This is a genomic window from Serinicoccus chungangensis, from assembly GCF_006337125.1.
Taxonomy (GTDB): domain Bacteria; phylum Actinomycetota; class Actinomycetes; order Actinomycetales; family Dermatophilaceae; genus Ornithinicoccus; species Ornithinicoccus chungangensis.
In genome coordinates this window covers 2,602,196-2,620,679 of the sequence record NZ_CP040887.1, presented here as the reverse complement: position 1 = coordinate 2,620,679, position 18,484 = coordinate 2,602,196, and the positions used below count along the sequence as shown (strand labels likewise).

14 protein-coding genes, 1 pseudogene and 1 riboswitch are annotated in these 18,484 nt (G+C 74.9%); of the genes and pseudogenes, 9 read left to right on the top strand and 6 right to left on the bottom strand.

The genetic code is table 11. The features are described 5' to 3' along the window. Positions 1-19 precede the first annotated feature (19 nt). Positions 20-1,723 (top strand): ABC-F family ATP-binding cassette domain-containing protein, encoded by a 1,704-nt coding sequence (locus tag FHD63_RS12000; protein WP_139722242.1) that lies wholly within the window; start codon positions 20-22, stop codon positions 1,721-1,723. Between the two features lie 433 nt (positions 1,724-2,156). On the opposite strand, the pseudogene FHD63_RS16670 reads toward FHD63_RS12000, so the two are convergent. The 4 genes and pseudogenes from FHD63_RS16670 to FHD63_RS11980 all read right to left on the bottom strand — a co-directional run. Then, positions 2,157-3,548 (bottom strand): annotated as a pseudogene (locus tag FHD63_RS16670) (S1C family serine protease); the annotation flags it as partial. A gap of 45 nt (positions 3,549-3,593) precedes the next feature. Continuing rightward, the gene (locus tag FHD63_RS11990) at positions 3,594-5,084 is read right to left on the bottom strand and encodes a sensor histidine kinase (protein WP_139722241.1); all 1,491 of its coding nucleotides are present in this window, start codon (positions 5,082-5,084) and stop codon (positions 3,594-3,596) included. A gap of 17 nt (positions 5,085-5,101) precedes the next feature. Further along, positions 5,102-5,809: a response regulator transcription factor gene (locus FHD63_RS11985; protein WP_058890526.1), complete on the bottom strand. Its 708-nt coding sequence runs from the start codon at positions 5,807-5,809 to the stop codon at positions 5,102-5,104. 245 nt (positions 5,810-6,054) lie between these two features. After that, positions 6,055-7,734 carry a DNA repair helicase XPB gene (locus FHD63_RS11980; RefSeq protein ID WP_139722240.1) on the bottom strand — a complete coding sequence of 560 codons (1,680 nt, stop codon included), beginning with the start codon at positions 7,732-7,734 and terminating at the stop codon, positions 6,055-6,057. 185 nt (positions 7,735-7,919) lie between these two features. Beyond that, positions 7,920-8,050, top strand: a riboswitch (FMN riboswitch). 113 nt (positions 8,051-8,163) lie between these two features. Here FHD63_RS11980 and ribD point away from each other — a divergent pair. From ribD to FHD63_RS11955, 5 genes are all read left to right on the top strand, one after another. Next, positions 8,164-9,276: a bifunctional diaminohydroxyphosphoribosylaminopyrimidine deaminase/5-amino-6-(5-phosphoribosylamino)uracil reductase RibD gene (gene ribD, locus FHD63_RS11975; protein WP_238705648.1), complete on the top strand. Its 1,113-nt coding sequence runs from the start codon at positions 8,164-8,166 to the stop codon at positions 9,274-9,276. Beyond that, positions 9,277-9,876, top strand: a complete 600-nt coding sequence (locus tag FHD63_RS11970; protein ID WP_139722239.1) for a riboflavin synthase — start codon at positions 9,277-9,279, stop codon at positions 9,874-9,876. Further along, a complete protein-coding gene (gene ribB / locus FHD63_RS11965; protein WP_139722238.1) occupies positions 9,873-11,189 on the top strand; it encodes a 3,4-dihydroxy-2-butanone-4-phosphate synthase in 1,317 nt (438 codons plus the stop codon). Before FHD63_RS11970 ends, ribB begins: the two co-directional genes overlap by 4 nt. After that, on the top strand, positions 11,186-11,647 hold the full coding sequence (ribH, locus tag FHD63_RS11960) for a 6,7-dimethyl-8-ribityllumazine synthase (RefSeq protein ID WP_139722237.1): 462 nt from the start codon (positions 11,186-11,188) through the stop codon (positions 11,645-11,647). Before ribB ends, ribH begins: the two co-directional genes overlap by 4 nt. Before the next feature lie 249 nt (positions 11,648-11,896). After that, positions 11,897-12,835, top strand: coding sequence for a hydroxymethylglutaryl-CoA lyase (locus FHD63_RS11955; protein WP_139722236.1), 939 nt, complete (start codon positions 11,897-11,899; stop codon positions 12,833-12,835). A gap of 27 nt (positions 12,836-12,862) precedes the next feature. Here the strand turns inward: FHD63_RS11955 and FHD63_RS11950 are convergent, their stop codons facing one another. Together FHD63_RS11950 and FHD63_RS11945 are read right to left on the bottom strand one after the other, a co-directional pair. Next, complete coding sequence (locus FHD63_RS11950) at positions 12,863-14,458, bottom strand: ABC transporter permease (protein ID WP_139722235.1); 1,596 nt, start codon at positions 14,456-14,458, stop codon at positions 12,863-12,865. Then, positions 14,455-15,345, bottom strand: a complete 891-nt coding sequence (locus FHD63_RS11945; protein WP_139722234.1) for an ABC transporter ATP-binding protein — start codon at positions 15,343-15,345, stop codon at positions 14,455-14,457. The genes FHD63_RS11950 and FHD63_RS11945 overlap by 4 nt, the downstream gene beginning before the upstream one ends. A gap of 93 nt (positions 15,346-15,438) precedes the next feature. On the opposite strand from FHD63_RS11945, the gene FHD63_RS11940 reads away from it, so the two are divergent. The 3 genes from FHD63_RS11940 (at position 15,439) to FHD63_RS11930 (ending at position 18,479) form a co-directional block, all read left to right on the top strand. Continuing rightward, the gene (locus tag FHD63_RS11940; RefSeq protein WP_139722233.1) at positions 15,439-15,903 is read left to right on the top strand and encodes an NUDIX domain-containing protein; all 465 of its coding nucleotides are present in this window, start codon (positions 15,439-15,441) and stop codon (positions 15,901-15,903) included. 167 nt (positions 15,904-16,070) lie between these two features. Continuing rightward, the gene (locus FHD63_RS11935) at positions 16,071-16,367 is read left to right on the top strand and encodes a hypothetical protein (protein WP_139722232.1); all 297 of its coding nucleotides are present in this window, start codon (positions 16,071-16,073) and stop codon (positions 16,365-16,367) included. Positions 16,368-16,496: 129 nt separating this feature from the next. After that, complete coding sequence (locus FHD63_RS11930; RefSeq protein ID WP_139722231.1) at positions 16,497-18,479, top strand: M13 family metallopeptidase; 1,983 nt, start codon at positions 16,497-16,499, stop codon at positions 18,477-18,479. Positions 18,480-18,484: the final 5 nt, after the last annotated feature.

Genomic DNA, 18,484 nt, shown 5'->3' with positions numbered 1-18,484 from the left:
GGCGGGCAGGATGGACCCCATGGGACACGTCGACGTCGCCGCCGTCGGCTACACCCTGCCCGACGGCCGCCCGCTGCTGCGCGACATCGGTCTGCGGGTCGGCGACGGCGCGCGGGTCGCCCTCGTCGGGCCGAACGGCAGCGGCAAGACCACGCTGCTGCGGGTCGTCGCCGACGAGCTGCGCCCGCACGAGGGCTCGGTGTCCCGCAGCGGCGGGCTCGGGGTCATGCCGCAGCTCATCGGCACGATGGGCCGCGAGGTCGGCGCGGACGACGCCCCGCCGACGGTCCGCGACCTGCTGGTCTCGGTGGCCCCGACGCGGATCCGCGCGGCCGCCCGGGCGCTGGACGCCGCCGAGCTGGCGATCATGACCGTCGACGACGAGCCGGCCCAGCTCGGCTACGCCCAGGCGCTCGCCGACTGGGCCGACGTCGGCGGCTACGAGCAGGAGACGCTCTGGGACGTCTGCACGGTCGCGGCCCTCGGCATACCCTTCGAGCAGGCGCAGTGGCGGGGGACCGACACCCTCTCCGGCGGGGAGCAGAAGCGGCTGGCGCTGGAGGCGCTGCTGCGGGGGCCCGAGGAAGTGCTGCTCCTGGACGAGCCGGACAACTACCTCGACGTCCCCGGCAAGCGCTGGCTGGAGGAGCAGCTGCGGGCGAGCCCGAAGACCGTCCTGCTCGTCAGCCACGACCGCGAGCTGCTGGCCCGCGCCGCCACCCGGGTGGCCACGCTCGAGCCGGGGGCGGCGGGGAGCACGCTCTGGGTGCACCCGGGCAGCTTCGCCACCTGGCACGAGGCACGGGCCGAGCGCAACGCGCGGCTGGAGGAGGCCCGGCGGCGGTGGGACGAGGAGCATGCCTCGCTGCGCGCGCTCATGCTGCGCTACAAGGCGAAGGCCGCCTACAACGCCGACATGGCCAGCCAGTACCAGGCGGCGCAGACCCGGTTGCGGCGCTTCGAGGAGGCCGGGCCGCCGGAGGCCGTGAGCCACGAGCAGCGGGTCCGGATGCGGCTGCGCGGAGGGCGGACCGCCAAGCGGGCCGTCGTCTGCGAGGCCCTGGAGCTGACCGGTCTCATGCGGCCCTTCGACCTCGAGGTCTGGTACGGCGACCGGGTGGCCGTCCTCGGCTCCAACGGGTCGGGCAAGTCGCACCTGCTGCGGCTCCTCGCGGCCGGCGGCAGCGACCCCGAGCCGGGGCAGCGGCCGGTCGGCGACGTCGTCCCGGCGCCGGTGCGGCATACCGGGGTGGCGCGCCTGGGTGCCCGGGTGCGCCCGGGCTGGTTCGCCCAGACCCACGACCACCCGGCGCTGCGCGGGCGCACCCTGCTGGAGATCCTGCACCGCGGGGACGAGCACCGCCGGGGTATGCCGCGCGAGGAGGCCGCGCGCGTGCTCGACCGCTACGAGCTCGCCCGGGCCGGGGAGCAGCGCTTCGAGTCGCTCTCCGGGGGCCAGCAGGCGCGACTGCAGATCCTGCTGCTGGAGCTGTCCGGGGCCACCCTGCTGCTGCTCGACGAGCCCACGGACAACCTCGACCTGCACTCCGCCGAGGCGCTGCAGGAGGGGCTCGACGCCTTCGAGGGGACGGTGGTCGCCGTCACCCACGACCGCTGGTTCGCCGCGTCCTTCGACCGGTTCCTCGTCCTCGCGGCGGACGGCCGCGTGCGCGAGACCGACGGGCCGGTGTGGGACGAGGGGCGGGTCGAGCGGGCCCGCTGAGGAGCCTGGGTGGGCGTCGTCGGTGGCCGGCGACCCGCCCGCAGCGAGGCCTCCACCGTCGGCCGCCAGGTCCGCCCTCGGCCGGCAGGTCAACCATCAGCCCCGTCGAGGGGGCTGTCAGATGACGGTCCGGACGAGGGTTGACCTGGCGGCCGACGGTCGGCCCGGTGCGCGTCCCAGGGTGTGACCTGGCGGCCGACAGTCGGGCCGGTGCGTCCCAGGGTGTGACCTGGCGGCCGACAGTCGGGCCGGTGCGAACCAGGGTGTGACCTGGCGGCCGACAGTCGGGCCGGTGCGAACCAGGGTGTGACCTGGCGGCCGACGGACGGGCCGGTATGCCGGGTGAGGGCCGGGTGGCGCGGGCCCGGTCGGGGCCCGCGCCGGTGGGCCGGTGGCTCAGCCCTGCTCGTCCGGGGGCGGCCAGCGTCACCGTCACCTCGGCCCGCTCGCCGTCGCGAATGTAGGCCACCCGCGCCTCGTCGCCGGCGCCGCGCTCGCGGACCTGGCCGACGAGGGCGGTCGCGCTGGTGACCGGCTCGTCGTCGATGCCGACGATGAGGTCACCAGGGCGCATACCGGCGCCCTCGGCGGGGGAGCCGGGCTCCACCTGGGTGACCGAGGCGCCGGTGAGCGTGGCGCCGTCCACCTCGGCCTGGGCGTTGTTGAGGCCCACCCCGAGGAAGGCGTGGGTCGCCGTGCCGGAGTCGATGAGCTGCTCGACGATGAGCTGCACCTTGCCCGAGGGGATGGCGAAGCCGATGCCGATCGAGCCGCTCTGCCCGGTGCCACCGGTGGGGAGCGAGGCGATGGAGGAGTTGATGCCCACCAGCTCGCCCGCCGCGTTGACCAGGGCGCCGCCGGAGTTGCCGGGGTTGATCGCCGCGGAGGTCTGGATGGCGTTCGTGACCACGGCCGCGCCCGGGTCGGCGGGGTCGCCGGAGGAGCCCTGGGTGGTCACCGGGCGGTCCAGGGCGCTGACGATGCCGGTGGTGACCGTGCCGGACAGCCCGAGGGGGTTGCCGACGGCCATGACCGGGTCGCCGACCCCGAGCGCGCCGTCGTCGCCGAGGGCGATGGGCTGCAGGTCGTCCGGCACGGTCGCGAGCTGCAGGGTCGCGAGGTCGCTGGAGGGGTCGCTGCCGATGACCTCGGCCGGGTAGGACCGGCCGCCGGGCAGCGTCACCTGCACCTGCTCCGCGCCGGCGACCACGTGCGCGTTGGTGACGATGTGCCCCTCGGTGTCCCACACGACGCCCGACCCGGAGCCCTCACCGCCGGCCCCGGCGACCGCGATGGACACCGTGCTGGGGGTGACGGCCTCGGCGACGGAGGCCCAGTCCTGCTCGCCCGAGAGGGAGACGGTGGTGCCGCGGACGTCGCCGCTGGCCGTGTCGTCGCCCTCGCCCGCCGCGGTGCTCTGGGTCGCGGGGGAGTCACCGGCCAGCTCGACGGCGGCGAAGGTCCCGCCGGAGGCGAGCAGCGCCGCGAGGACGCTCGCGACCGCGATGTCGCCGTAGCGGCGGCGCTGGCGCGGCGGGGTGGGCTGCTGCCAGCTGGGCGCGGCCGGGCCCTGGTGCGCGGTGGTCGGGACGGGGGCGGTGGCGTCGCCCGGGTGCTGCTGGTGGGACTGGGCGGTGGCGTCGCCCGGGTGCTGCTGGTGGGACTGGGCGGTGACGTCGCCCGGGTGCTGCTGGTGGGACTGGGCGGAGCCGTCGCCCGGGTGCTGCTGGTGGGACTGGTGCGCGGTGGTCGGCACCGGGGCGGTGGCGTCGTCGTGACGCTGCTGGTCCGTGGGGCCCTGCGGGTCGTGCTGTGGGGTGGTCATGAGGCCCATGACACCACCCGCAGGTCGGTGCCACCTGGGTGTCGACTAGGAATCTGCTGGACGTGGGTCCGTGGGCAGCTCGACCCGGAAGGTCGCGCCGCCACCGGGGGTGGGCAGGTGCCGCACGGACCCCTGGTGGCGCCCGACGATGGCGGCGACGATCGCCAGGCCGAGACCCGTGCCGCCGGAGGCGCGGCTGCGCGACTTGTCGGCCCGGTAGAACCGCTCGAAGACCCGCTCGGCCGTGTCCTCGTCCAGGCCGGTGCCGTGGTCGCGCACCTCGACGACGACGGTGCCGTCGACCCGGCCTACCGCCACCTCGACGGCCGTGCCCGCGGGGGTGTGCGCGAGGGCGTTGGCCACGAGGTTGGTGAGCACCTGGCGCAGCGCACCGTCCTCGCCGACCACCTCGGGCGTGGCGTCCGGCAGGCCGCCGGCCAGGGGCACGAGGCGCACGGTCCGGTCCGGGGCGCGCACCCGCGCGTCCTGCACGACGTCGGAGGCGAGCACGGTCAGGTCCACCCGGGTGGGCGCCATCTGCGGCTGGGAGTCCCAGCGGGTCAGCGTCAGCAGGTCCTCCACCAGCCGGGTCATCCGGGTGGCCTCGTCCTCGATCCGGCGCATCGCCCCGGCGACGTCCTCGGGGCCGGACATCGCCCCGAAGCGGTGCAGCTCGGCATACCCCTTGACGGTGGCGAGCGGGGTGCGCAGCTCGTGCGAGGCGTCGGCGACGAAGTCGCGCATCCGCTGCTCGGAGGCCTCGCGGACGGCGAAGGAGTGCTCGATGCGGGCGAGCATGCGGTTGAGCGAGTCCGACAGCGACCCGACCTCGTCGCGGGCGCCGTGTGGCGGGATGCGGCGGGCGAGGTCGCCGCCCGCGATGGCGGCGGCGGTGTCCTCGATGCGGGTGAGCGGGCGGAAGGCGCGGCGCACCGCGAACCAGCCGAGCACCCCCACCACGACCATCGTGGTGAGGCCGATGACGATGGTGAGGAAGGCGAGCTGCCGGGTGGTGCTGTCGACCTCGTCCAGGGGCAGGGCGACCGCGATCGTGCCGGACACCACGCCCTGGTCGTTGTCCAGCGGCAGCGCGAGCACCCGCCAGGTCCCCCCGCCCTTGTCGCCGCCGACGGTGAACGGCTCGCCGAGGCGGCCGTCGTCGATGGCCACCCGGGTGAGGTCCGGCGTGTCGTCCATGCCGCGGGAGGCGAGGGAGACGGGCGGCGCCGAGTCGTCCAGGGGCGTCAGCAGGATGTAGTAGGAGTTGGGCGGCAGCCACAGCTCGGCGCTGGTGTCCTGCCGGCCCGTCGCGTCCTCGAGCAGCTGGGCCGACACCCGCTGGGCGAGCGGGGTGATGTAGGTCTCCAGGTCGGCGTCCACGCGGTCGACGAGGTAGCCGCGGAGCATGGTGATGGTCACCGACGTGGTGAGGAGGTATGCCGCCAGGACCAGCAGCACGAGCACCGTCACCAGGCGTCGGGTGAGGGAGAGCCCGTGGAGCTTGCTGTAGGCGGCGCGGCGCAGGTGGTGCAGCACGGGAGGGGTGTGCCGCCTCAGCGCGGCTCGCGCAGCACGTAGCCGACGCCGCGCTTGGTGTGGATGAGCGGCTCGCCGACGACGTCGATCTTGCGCCGCAGGTAGGAGATGTAGGACTCGACGATGTTCATCTCCCCCCGGAAGTCGTAGTCCCACACGTGGTCCAGGATCTGGCTCTTGGAGAGCACCCGGCCCGGGTTGAGCATGAGGTAGCGCAGCAGCTTGAACTCGGTGGGGGAGACCTCGATGACCTTGCCGGCCCGGCGCACCTCGTGGCTGTCCTCGTCGAGCTCGAGGTCGGCGACGCGCAGGGCGTGGTCATCACCCTCGTCGGCCACCCGGGTGCGGCGCAGCACGGCGCGGATGCGGGCCACGACCTCCTCCAGGCTGAACGGCTTGGTGACGTAGTCGTCGCCTCCCACGGTCAGGCCCTTGATCTTGTCGTCGAGGGAGTCCTTGGCGGTGAGGAAGACGATGGGCAGGTCCAGCCCGCGCTCGCGCAGGGTGCGGGTGACGGTGAAGCCGTCCATGTCGGGGAGCATGATGTCGAGCACGGCCAGGTCGAAGTCGTGCTCGCCGGAGAGCTGGAGGGCGCTGCGCCCGTCCGGCGCGGCGTGCACCGAGAACCCGGCGAACCGCAGGCTCGTCGTGAGCAGCTCGCGGATGTTGGTCTCGTCCTCGACGACGAGGAGCGTGGCCTCCGGCTCGGTCTGGCTCGCGGTCATACACCCATGGTGCGCGCGCAGCCTGGAACTTTCCTGGGAATCGCCTGCGCGCCCATCCCGCACAGGACGCGTTCTCAGGCTCCACCGGACGTCTGTTCCGACTCCACCGGACGCGTGCTTGGTGTGCTCCGGACTCGCGATGGGTGCGTCAGAGACCCGACGGTGCGCTCGGTGTATGCCGACCACGCGCTCGGTGTATGCCGACCACGCGTCCGGTGCGTGCTGACGACGCGTCCGGTGCGGCCCTACGACGCGTCCGGGGCGGAGGGGGTGGGGGCGTCGAGGTCGTCGGCGTCGACGATGCGGTAGGCGTAGCCCTGCTCGGCGAGGAAGCGCTGCCGGTGGGCGGCGAACTCGGCGTCGACCGTGTCCCGGGCGACGAGGGTGTAGAAGTGCGCCGTCCGGCCGTCGCCCTTGGGCCTCAGGACGCGGCCCAGCCGCTGCGCCTCCTCCTGCCGGGAGCCGAAGGTGCCGGACACCTGGATCGCGACGCTCGCCTCCGGCAGGTCGATGGAGAAGTTGGCGACCTTGCTCACGACGAGCAGGCTGATCTCCCCCTCCCGGAACTGCCGGAACAGCTCCTGCCGCTGCGCCACCGTCGTCTCACCGGTGATGAGCGGGGCGTCCAGGCGGCTGGCGAGCTGGTCGAGCTGGTCGAGGTACTGCCCGATGACCAGCGTCGGCTGGCCCTGGTGCCGGCCCACCAGCTGCTCCACGACCGCGTCCTTGGCCGGCGCGCACGCGGCGAACCGGTACCGCTCGTCCGGCTCGGCGACGGCGTACGCCATCCGCATGGAGTCGGACAGGCTGACCCGGACCTCGACGCAGTCGGCGGGGGCGATGTAGCCCTGCGCCTCGATGTCCTTCCACGGCGCGTCGAAGCGCTTGGGCCCGATGAGCGAGAACACGTCGGACTCTCGGCCGTCCTCGCGCACCAGCGTGGCGGTGAGCCCGAGCCGGCGGCGGGCCTGCAGGTCGGCGGTCATCCGGAAGATCGGCGCGGGCAGCAGGTGCACCTCGTCGTAGACGATGAGGCCCCAGTCGCGCGCGTCCAGCAGGTCCAGGTGCGGGTAGACGCCCTTCCGCTTGAGCGTGAGCACCTGGTAGGTCGCGATGGTCACCGGCCGGATCTCCTTGCGCGACCCGGAGTACTCGCCGATCTCGTCCTCGGTGAGCGTCGTGCGGCGCAGCAGCTCCTCGCGCCACTGCCGCGCGCTCACCGTGTTGGTGACGAGGATGAGGGTGGTCGTCGACGAGCGGGCCATGGCCCCGGCGCCGACGAGGGTCTTGCCCGCCCCGCACGGCAGCACGACCACGCCGGACCCGCCGTCCCAGAAGCCGTCGACGGCCTGCTGCTGGTAGGGGCGCAGCGACCAGTCGGCCTCGTCGAGCCCGATCGGGTGCGCCTCGCCGTCGACGTAGCCGGCGAGGTCCTCGGCCGGCCAGCCGACCTTGAGCAGCTCCTGCTTGAGGTGCCCGCGCTCGGAGGCGTGCACCCGCACCGTGTCGTCGTCGACGCGGTCCCCGACGAGCGGCTGGATCTTCTTGTGCCGCAGCACCTCCGCCAGCACGGCACGGTCGGTCGTGCGCAGGAGCAGGACGGGCTCGTCCTCGCCGTCCACGGCCTCCTTGGTGAGCGTGAGCCGGCCGTACCGCGCCATCGTCTCGGCGACGTCCACCAGCAGCGACTGGGGCACCGGGTAGCGGCTGTGCTCGATGAGCGAGTGCACGACCTGCTCGGCGTCGTGCCCGGCGGCGCGCGCGTTCCACAGGCCGAGCGGCGTCACCCGGTAGGTGTGCACGTGCTCCGGCGCGCGCTCGAGCTCGGCGAAGGGCGCGATGTCGCGTCGCGCCGCCTCGGCGCGCTCGTGGTCGACCTCGAGGAGGAGGGTCTTGTCGGACTGGACGATCAGGGGGCCATTCATCGTGGGCTCAACGGTATGCCGCCCCTCCCGCATTCCGCGCGTCGCCGGAGCACGTGGATTGAGTCGTCCGAGGTCACCTCGGATGCGAGAGGGACGACACCGTCGAGCCCCGGGAGGACCGACCGGCCAGCCCGGCGGTGGGGCGGGACGGCCGCCGTCGCGGGTCTACACTGGTGGCGAACGACATACGCGCTCCGGGGTCGGTGCAACTCCGAGCCGGCGGTGACAGTCCGCGACCCGACCGCAGCCAGCGGCCGGTTGACCTGGTGAAACTCCAGGACCGACGGTGAAAGTCCGGAAGGGAGGCAGCGCGGGTCGGCGGGAGCTCCCGTCGCCACCTCGTCGGGCCGTCGGCCCGACCTCGGCGACGACCCCGTCCCGACCTCGTCCTCCCCACGCCCCCGGGCATTCGACCGGGAAGGACGTGAGGTGACCGCCACCCAGCAGTCGACGATCGCCGACGCCGTCGTGCGCCGCGCCCTCGACCGTGCCGTCGACCTCGCCCGCCGCGGGCCCGGGCGCGACCCCAACCCCCGCGTCGGTTGCGTCCTGCTCGCCCCCGACGGCTCGGTCGTGGCCGAGGGGGCCCACCAGGGTGCCGGTACCCCGCACGCCGAGACCGCCGCCCTGGCCGCGGCCGGAGACGCCGCGCGGGGGACGACCGCCGTCGTCACCCTCGAGCCCTGCACCCACCACGGGCGCACCCCGCCGTGCGCCGCCGCGCTGGTCGAGGCCGGTGTCGCCGCGGTGGTGTATGCCGTGCCGGACGCCACCGCCGCGGGCGGCGGCGCGCAGGTCCTCGCGGCCGGCGGGGTGGACGTGCGTCGAGAGCCGCACCCCGGCGCCGAGGACCTGGTCGAGGACTGGGCCCGCGCCGCGCGCCTGGGGCGCCCGCACGTCACCTGGAAGATCGCCAGCACGCTGGACGGGCGGGTGGCCGCCGCCGACGGCACCAGCCGGTGGATCACCTCCCCGCAGGCCCGCTCCGCCGCGCACGCGCTGCGCTCCCGGGTCGGGGCCGTGCTCGTGGGCACCGGCACCGCGCACGCCGACGACCCGGGGCTGACCGCCCGTGACCAGGACGGCGCCCTGCGGCCCGAGCAGCCGCTGCGCGTCGTCGTGGGCGCCCGCGACCTGCCGGCCGGGTCCCAGCTCGCGGCGGCCGTGGCGGACGCCGCCGGCCGCCGCCCCGCCGACTCCGGCCGCCCCGTCGACGCCGACGGCCCCCGCCCCGGCGACGTCGTCCACCTGCGCACCCACGACCCGGCCGAGGTGCTTACCGACCTGCGCCGGCGGGGAGTCCACAGCGTGCTGGTGGAGGGCGGCCCGACGGTGGGCGGCGCGTTCTGGCGGGCCGGACTGGTCGACGAGCTGCTCGTGCACCTCGCCCCCGCGCTCCTCGGCGCCGGGCCGCACGCCATACCCGACCTCGGCATCGGCACCATCGCCGACGCCGCCCGCCTCGAGCTGGTCGAGGTCACCACGCTCGGCCCCGACCTGCAGCTGCGGCTGCGCCCCACCACCCCCGCCCAGGAGGACTGAATGTTCACCGGCATCGTCGAGGAGCTCGGCACGCTCGTCACCCGGACCGACGGCCCGGACGCCAGCGTGGTCGAGATCCGCGGCCCCCAGGTGGTCGCCGACGCCACCCACGGTGCCTCGATCAGCGTCAACGGGGTCTGCCTGACGGTGACCCGGCACACCGACGAGGGGTTCGAGGCCGACGTCATGGCCGAGACGCTGGCCGTCACCACCCTCGGCGCGCTCGCGCCGGGCGACCCGGTCAACCTGGAGCGCTCGCTGCCCGTCACCGGGCGGTTCGGCGGCCACATCGTGCAGGGTCACGTCGACGGCACCACGACCGTGCTGTCCCGCACCCCGGGGGAGAGGTGGGAGGTGGTGCGGCTGGCCCTGCCGCCGCACCTCGCGCGCTACGTCGCCCACAAGGGCTCGGTCGCCCTCGACGGGGTGTCGCTCACCGTGTCGGCGGTGGGGCCCGACTGGTTCGAGGTCTCGCTCATCCCCACCACGCTGGCGCTCACGACGCTCGGCCGCCGCGCGCCCGGCGACGCGCTCAACGTCGAGGTCGACGTGCTGGCGAAGTATGCCGAGCGGCTGCTCGACCCGGAGCTGGACCGGTGAGCGCCGCGGAACTGCCGCAGGCGCTCGCGGCGCTGCGCGAGGGACGCCCGGTGCTCGTGCTCGACGACGAGGACCGGGAGAACGAGGGCGACGTCGTGCTCGCCGCGCAGACCCTCACCCCGGCGTGGACCGGCTGGGCGGTCCGCCACACCTCGGGCTTCCTCTGCGCCCCCATGCCGGCGGAGGTGGCCGACCGCCTCGACCTGCCGCTCATGGTGCGGGTCAACGAGGACGAGCTGCGCACGGCATACACCGTGACGGTGGACGCGGCGGCGGGCGTCACCACCGGCATCAGCGCCGGCGACCGGTGCCGCACCGCCCGGGTGCTCGCCGACCCCGACAGCGGCCCGGCCGACCTGCGCCGGCCCGGCCACCTCATCCCGCTGCGCGCCCGCGCCGGTGGGGTGCTGGCGCGGCCCGGGCACACCGAGGCGACCGTCGACCTCTGCCGGCTCGCCGGGCTGGCGCCGGTCGGGGTCATCGGCGAGCTCGTCGACGACGAGGGCGAGATGCTGCGCGGGCCGCAGGTGCACGCCCTGGGCGCCGAGCACGACCTGCCCGTCGTCACCATCGCCGAGCTCGTCGCCTACCGGCAGCGGCACGACCGGGTGGAGCGCGTCGCGAGCTCGGTCCTGCCCACCGAGCACGGCGAGCTGGTGGTGCACGGCTACCGCGACCTCGTGACCGGTGTCGAGCACCTCGCCCTGCTCGGGCACCCGGACCCCGGCCCGAGCCCCCTGGTGCGCGTCCACTCCGAGTGCCTCACGGGGGAGGCGCTGGGGTCGCGCCGCTGCGACTGCGGCCCGCAGCTGCAGGACGCCCTGGCCCGGGTCGCCCGCGAGGGCGGTGCCGTCGTCTACCTGCGCGGCCACGAGGGTCGTGGCGTCGGGATCCTCGACAAGCTGCGCGCCTACGCCGAGCAGGACCGGGGCCTCGACACCGTCGCCGCGCAGGAGGCGCTGGGGCTGCCGGTGGACGCCCGCGACCACACCGCCGCCGCCGCGATCCTCGAGGACCTCGGCCTGGCCGGTCGGCCGCTGCGGCTGCTGACCCACAACCCGGACAAGGTGGCGGCGCTCACCGGTCTGGGCCTCACCGTCGCCGAGACCGTGGCCTCGGGCCGGCCCGCGCCGGCCGAGGCGGCGGCCTACCTGCGCACCAAGGTCGAACGGCTCGGGCACCTCCCGCACCCGGCCTCCGCCGCGCCCGGTCCTGGACCCCGGTCCCTGGGCGACGCGTCCCGGACCGCGGTGCCCAGGACGACGGCGGACCCCACCCCGGACCCCACCCACGAGACGAGGAGCACAGCATGAGCGGCGCCGGAGCACCCACCATCACCGTCGACGGACGCGGCCTGCGGGTCGCCGTGGTCGCGGCGTCGTGGCACACCACGGTCATGGACGGCCTGCTGGACGGGTCCCGGCGGGCCCTGAGCGAGGCCCGCGTGCAGGAGGTCCGCGAGGTGCGGGTGCCGGGCAGCTTCGAGCTGCCGGTCGCCGCCGCGCGCCTGGCCCGCGAGGGGTATGACGCGGTCGTCGCCCTCGGCGTCGTCGTCCGTGGCGGCACGCCGCACTTCGACTACGTCTGCCAGGCGGCGACCTCCGGGCTCACCCAGGTGAGCGTCGAGACCGGCGTGCCGGTGGGCTTCGGCGTCCTGACCTGCGACGACGAGGCCCAGGCGCTGGACCGGGCGGGCCTGAGCGGCTCCCGCGAGGACAAGGGCCACGAGGCGGCCTCCGCCGCCGTCGCCACCGCGCTCGCCCTGCGCTGAGCCGGGGCACGCGGGGCCTCCGGTGCCTCGCGCGGCCGCCGGGGCCGACGACACGCCCGGCCGGACCGGCTCAGTCGCTCACGTGAACGCCTGGGCCGACGACACGCCCGGCCGGACCGGCTCAGCCGTTCACGTGAACGGCTGAGCCGACGACACGCCCATACCCCCGACCCATCCGGTCACCTGCACCGCTGCCGTCCGCCCCGCCGCGGGCGTCCCTGCCCCCACGGCATCTGACAGGCTGGCGACATGACGCGCACGCTGCCGATGACCGAGCCCACGACGGGGATGCCGGACCGGGTGACGATCTACGAGGTCGGGCCGCGCGACGGCCTGCAGAACGAGAAGTCGGTCGTCTCGACGCAGGTCAAGGCGGAGTTCGTGCGTCGCCTGCTGGCCGCCGGGCTGAGCACGGTGGAGCTGACCAGCTTCGTCCCGCAGGCGTGGGTCCCTCAGCTCGGTGACGCCGAGGAGCTCCTCGGCCTGCTCGGCGCCGACGGACGCGGGCAGCAGCGTCCGGTGCTGGTGCCCAACGAGCGCGGCCTCGACCGGGCCCTCGACCAGGGCGTCACGTCGGTCGCGATCTTCGGCAGCGCCACCGAGACCTTCGCGCAGAAGAACCTCAACCGTTCGGTCGCCGCGTCGGTCGAGATGTTCGCCCCGGTGGTCAAGCGCTCGCTCGACGCCGGGGCCTGGGTGCGCGCCTACGTGTCGATGTGCTTCGGCGACCCGTGGGAGGGCCCGGTGCCCGTGGAGCAGGTGGTCGACGTCTGCTCCCGCCTCATGGACCTCGGCTGCGACCAGCTCTCGCTCGGCGACACGATCGGGGTGGGGACGACCGGCCACGTGCTCCGGCTGCTGGACGCGCTGGACGACGCCGGGATCGGTATGGAGCAGGTCGCCGTGCACTTCCACGACACCTACGGCCAGGCGCTGGCCAACACCATGACCGCGATCCGCCGCGGGGTGCAGGTCGTGGACGCCTCGACCGGCGGGCTCGGCGGGTGCCCCTACGCGAGGTCGGCCACCGGCAACCTCGCCACCGAGGACCTGGTGTGGGCGCTGGACGGGCTCGGGATCGAGCACGGCGCCGACCTGGACGCCCTCGTCGCGACGAGCACCTGGATGGCCGAGCAGCTCGGCCGCCCCGCGCCCTCCCGGGTGGTCAAGGCGCTCGCCGGCGGCTGACCGGCCCCGGCCGGCCCGCCGCCACCCTCAGGTGCCGGTGATGTCGCGGCGGCGGTAGCCCACGGCACCGAGGGCGAGCAGCAGCGCGGCCAGCCCGGCCATGCCCAGGACGACGGGCCAGTCCATGTCCTCCACCGGCAGCTGCGGCAGCGGCGACCACGGGGTCAGCTCCGTCAGCCACTCCGGCAGGTCCAGCGCCGCCCCGACCCAGACCATGGCGAGGCTCCACGCGATGACCACCCAGCTGAGCCACGCCAGCCTCGGCGCCCACCCGTGCAGCAGCACGGCGATGCCGAGCACCAGCAGACCGCCCGGCGCGAGGGCCGCCCCGGCGCCGGCCACCTGCGCCACGACGCCCCAGTCGCCGGTGGTGCGGGCCTGGTTGAGGGCCATGACCGCGCCGACCGCGACCAGGAGCAGCGCCGGTGCGAGCCCCGCGACGAGCAGGTATGCCCCGAGCAGCCGTGTCCGGGTGGTCCCGGTCGACAGCAGCAGCTCGGCGTGGCCGCGCTCCTCCTCGGCGGAGAGACGGGAGAAGAGCTGGACCGCGACGACCGCCGCCAGGACCGCGACGATCGACAGCATGGCCACGAAGAACGCGTCGACGAGCTGCTCGGCCCCGCCGCCCATCCGCTGGAAGATCAGGCGCAGCTGGGGCACCTGCTCGAGCATGTCGTCGAAGGCCGTCGACAGGGACCCCATCGCCAGCGCGAAGAGGAGCAGCCCGACGGTCCAGCCGACCACCTGGCCGCGCTGCAGCCGCCGCACCAGCGCGCCGGGGGTGGCCAGCGACGCCACCGCCTCCGGGCGACCCCGCCGCGCGGCCCAGAGCCCGGCCCCGTGGTCGCGCCGCGTCTCCAGGGCCACGGCCAGCGCCAGGAGCACCATCGCCGTCACCGCCGGGAGCGCGAGCACCCACCAGCGCTCGTCGGCATACGGCCGCGTCAGCGCCATCCACTGCACCGGCGACCCCCACGCCAGCTCACGCACCCCCTCGTCGGTGGACCCGTCGGCCACCGCGCGCAGGGTGTAGGCCGCGGCGAGGGTCCACAGGCCCAGCCCCTTGGCGGTGCGTGCCGAGGCGGTGAGCTGCGCGGCGACCGCCCCGACGCCGACGAAGGTCGCGCCGACCAGGGTCAGCCCCGCACCGAAGGCCACCGACCCGGGGACCGGCTCGCCGACCGCCGACATGGAGGCGGCCACCGCCAGACCGAGCACCGCGCAGGCGAGGAGCGCGACGAGCACCCCGGCCGCCAGCGGGGCGTGCCGGCCGGTCGCGCCCGAGCGCAGCAGCTCGGTCCGCCCGTCCTCCTCCTCCGCACGGGTGGAGCGGACCACCCCGAGCACCGCCATGATCCCGGCCATCGCGGCGGCGAAGGTGCCCACCCGCCATACCGTGAAGCCGCCGGCGCTGGTGAGGTCGACCGGCGGCCCGAGCATCGCCCGCATCGTCGGGTTGTTGGTCATCGTCGCGATGAGGAGGTCGGCGTTGCCGGGGTCGACGATCTGCTCGTAGGCCGCGGCCGTGAGCGGCACGACCGCGGTGAGCGCGAGCACCCAGGCGAGGTAGAACCAGCGGTTGCGCCGCAGCGCGAGCCGCACCAGGGAGCCCAGTCCGGTCATCGCCCGGACTCGTCGTAGTGGCGCAGGAAGAGCTCCTCGAGCGTCGGCGGGGTGGAGGTGATGGACCGGATGCCGAGCGCGGAGAGGCGGGACATGACCTGGCCGAGCTCGGTGTCGTCGACCTGGCAGGTGATGCGGTGGCCGTCCAGCTCGGCGTCGTGCACGCCGGGAGCCGTGGCCAGCCCCTCCGGCACCGGGGCGGCGAGCTCGGCGACCACCAGCGTGCGGGTGAGGTGGCGCAGCTCGGCGAGGGTGCCGGACTCGACGACCGTCCCGGAGCGGATGATCGAGACCCGGTCGCAGAGGTGCTCCACCTCGGAGAGGATGTGGCTGGAGAGCAGCACGGTGCGGCCGCGCCCGCGCTCGTCGGCGATCACCGCGCGGAACTGCGCCTCCATGAGCGGGTCGAGCCCGCTGGTCGGCTCGTCCAGGAGCAGCAGCTCGACGTCCGAGGCCAGGGCCGCGACGAGCGCGACCTTCTGGCGGTTGCCCTTGGAGTAGGTGGAGCCCTTCTTCGTCGGGTCGAGGTCGAAGCGCTCGAGCAGGGCCGCCCTCCGCGCCGGGTCGGTGCCGCCGCGCAGCCGTCCCAGCAGGTCGATGACCTCCCCGCCGGTGAGGTTGGGCCACAGGGCCACGTCGCCGGGGACGTAGGCGAGCCGGCGGTGCAGCGCGGGGGCGTCCGCCCAGGGGTCGCCGCCCAGGAGCCGGGCGGTGCCGGAGTCGGCCCGCAGCAGCCCGAGGAGCACCCGGATGGTCGTCGACTTGCCGGAGCCGTTCGGCCCGAGGAAGCCGTGCACCTCACCCATCGCCACCTGCATCGACAGCCCGTCGAGGGCGGTGGTGCGACCGAACCGCTTGGTCACCTCCTGGAGCTCGATGGCGTTCATGCTCCGGACGCTACTCCTGCAACCGGGCCCCGCGGGAGGTCCAGGACGGTCCGTCCCCGGCGCCGGCGGGGCCGCCGGCCCTAGAGTGGGCCGGTGGACATCGTGACCGAGGGCGGGGCCAGCGCGAGCGAGTACCTCCCGCCGGCGCACATCCGGGTGCTCGCCCTCGCGCTCATCCGGCACCCCTCCTCGGGGGCCGTCTTCGTCACCGAGTACCTCGACCCGGCGCGCGGTGAGAGCCTGCACCGGCCGGCCGGGGGCGGCATCGAGTTCGGCGAGACCGCCCAGCAGGCGCTGCGCCGCGAGTTCCGCGAGGAGTTCGACACCGAGATCGAGGTGGGCGACCGGGTCGCCGTGCTGGAGAACATCTTCGTCTTCAACGGCCGGCCGGGCCACGAGTGGGTCGTCCTGCACGAGGCCCGCTTCCTCGACGACGCGATGCACGGGCCCGGGCCGCACCCGGTGCTCGACGCACCCACCGACCTCGGGGTGTGGCGGCCGGCCACCGGCACCGACCTGCCCCGCCTCGTGCCGGACGCGCTCGGCGACCTGCTCTGAGGGCATACCTGCGAGGTGTGCCGCGGCGCGCCCGGGCGGGACCGGCTCAGCCGCGCACGTGAACACCTGAGCCGCCGGGGACGGGCGTGTCGTCGGCTGCAGCGCGCCCGTGAGCGCCGGGGCCGACGCAGAGGCGGGGAGATGACCCGAGCGGCATACTGGTGGGTATGCCGGTGGGCGAGGACGGGCGGTGGCGCCCAGGATCGGCCGGGGACCTGCGCCGGGAGGCGGCCGGGAGGGAGACGTACGTCGTGCCGCGCCTCATGCGTCGGCTCACGCCGGTCGTCGCCGTGCTCGCCTGGGTCACCGTCCTCCTCGGCTGGTCACGTGGACGGGCGTGGGGGGATGACCTGCTCGGTGTCTACCTCGTCATGGCCTGCCTCTGGACGGTCATGGCGCTCGCGGTGTGGCGGCCGTGGGTCCCGCGGCGCGCCCGGGCGCGACCGGCTCAGCCGCGCACGTGAACACCTGAGCCGCCGGGGACGGGCGTGTCGCCGGCCACCCCGCCCACCCGACCTGGTGCGACGCGCTGGTGACGCGGCGGTAACCCTGGTGGGTGCGCCATCGGCGGACGTACCGCATACCGTGACCCCATGAAGTCAGGCATCGACCGCGCAGGGATGAACGCCGACGTCCGCCCCCAGGACGATCTGTTCGGCCACGTCAACGGGGGCTGGCTCGCGTCGGCGACGATCCCGGAGGACCGCTCGCGCTACGGCGCGTTCGACCTGCTGCGGGAGAACGCCGAGACGTCCGTGCGCGAGCTCATCGAGCAGGCGGCCCAGGCGCAGCCCGAGCTGGACACCCCGGCGGGCAAGGTGGGGGCGCTCTACGCGAGCTTCATGGACACCGACCAGGTCGAGCGCGTCGGCCTGACCCCCCTGACCGACCCGCTGCAGCGGATCGCGCAGGTCGAGGACGTCAGCGCCTTCGTCCGGCTGTCCGCGCAGCTGCAGCGCGAGGGCGTCGACGGCCTCACGCACCTCTGGGTGACCGCCGACGCGGGGGACCCGGAGAGCTACATCGCCTACCTCCACCAGGGCGGGATCGGTCTGCCCGACGAGGCGTACTACACCGCGGAGGAGCACGCGTCGGTGCGCGAGGCCTACCGCACCTACCTCGCCCGGCTCCTGGAGCTCGCCGCTCCCGCGCTGGCCGGGACGGGCCTGGAGGAGATCCTCGGCGGCGACGCCGTCGACCGCGTCTACGCCCTGGAGGAGCGGCTGGCCGCCGCCCACTGGGACCGGGTCGCCGCCCGTGACGCGGTGAAGAGCTACACCCGGCTCACCCGCGGCGAGCTCGCCGAGCGCACCCCCGGGATGGACTGGGACGCCTTCGCCGACGGCCTGGGCGCCCCCGCGGGTGCGCTGGACGCCGTCGTCGCCCGCCAGCCCGACGTGCTCGCCGCGCTGGGGGAGACGCTGACGCAGGTGCCGCTCGCCGACTGGCAGGCCTGGCTCGTGGTCCGGCTGCTCGACGCGCTCGCCCCCTACCTCACCGACGACCTCGTCGCGGCGCACTTCGACTTCCACGGCCGGGCCCTGTCCGGCACCCCCGCCAACAAGGAGCGGTGGAAGCGCGGCGTGGGCATCGTCGAGGCGCTGCTGGGCGAGGCCGCCGGGCAGCTCTACGTCGAGGCGCACTTCCCCCCGGCCGCCCGCGAGCGCATGACCGAGCTCGTCGCCCACGTCACCGAGGCCTTCCGCCGCCGCATCGGCGAGCTGGAGTGGATGGGCCCGCAGACCCGGGAGCGCGCCGTGGAGAAGCTCGCGAGCTTCCGCCCCAAGATCGGCCACCCGGACACCTTCCGCGACTACACGGCCTACGCGCTGGACCCCGGCGACCTCGTCGGCAACGTCCGCCGGGGCGCCGCCTTCGAGACCGACCGCGAGCTGGCCAAGGTCGGCGGGCCGATCGACCACGACGAGTGGCTCATGACGCCGCAGACCGTCAACGCCTACTACCACCCGATGCTCAACGAGATCGTCTTCCCCGCCGCCATCCTGCAGCCGCCGTTCTTCGACGTCGACGCCGACGACGCCGCCAACTACGGCGGCATCGGGGCGGTCATCGCCCACGAGATCGGTCACGGCTTCGACGACCAGGGCAGCAGGTATGCCGGGGACGGCTCGCTCACCGACTGGTGGACCGAGGCCGACCGCGAGGCCTTCGACGCCCGCAGCCAGCAGCTCGTCGAGCAGTTCGACACCCTCTCCCCGCGGGACCTCCCGGGCGGGACCGCGACGGTCAACGGCGGTCTCACGGTCGGCGAGAACATCGGCGACCTGTGCGGGCTCGAGCTGGCGCACCTGGCCTACACCATCGCCACCGAGGGCTCGGCCCCCGAGCTGGACGGCTGGACCGGCGACCAGCGCTTCTTCCTCGGGTGGGGCTCGGTGTGGCGGACGGTCGCCCGGGAGGAGGAGGCCCGGCGGCTGCTCTCCATCGACCCGCACGCCCCGGCCGACCTGCGGGCCAACACCGTGCGCAACGTCGACGCCTTCCACGCGGCCTTCGGGACCCAGGAGGGCGACGCGCTCTGGCTGGCCCCCGAGGACCGGGTGCGGATCTTCTAGCCGCC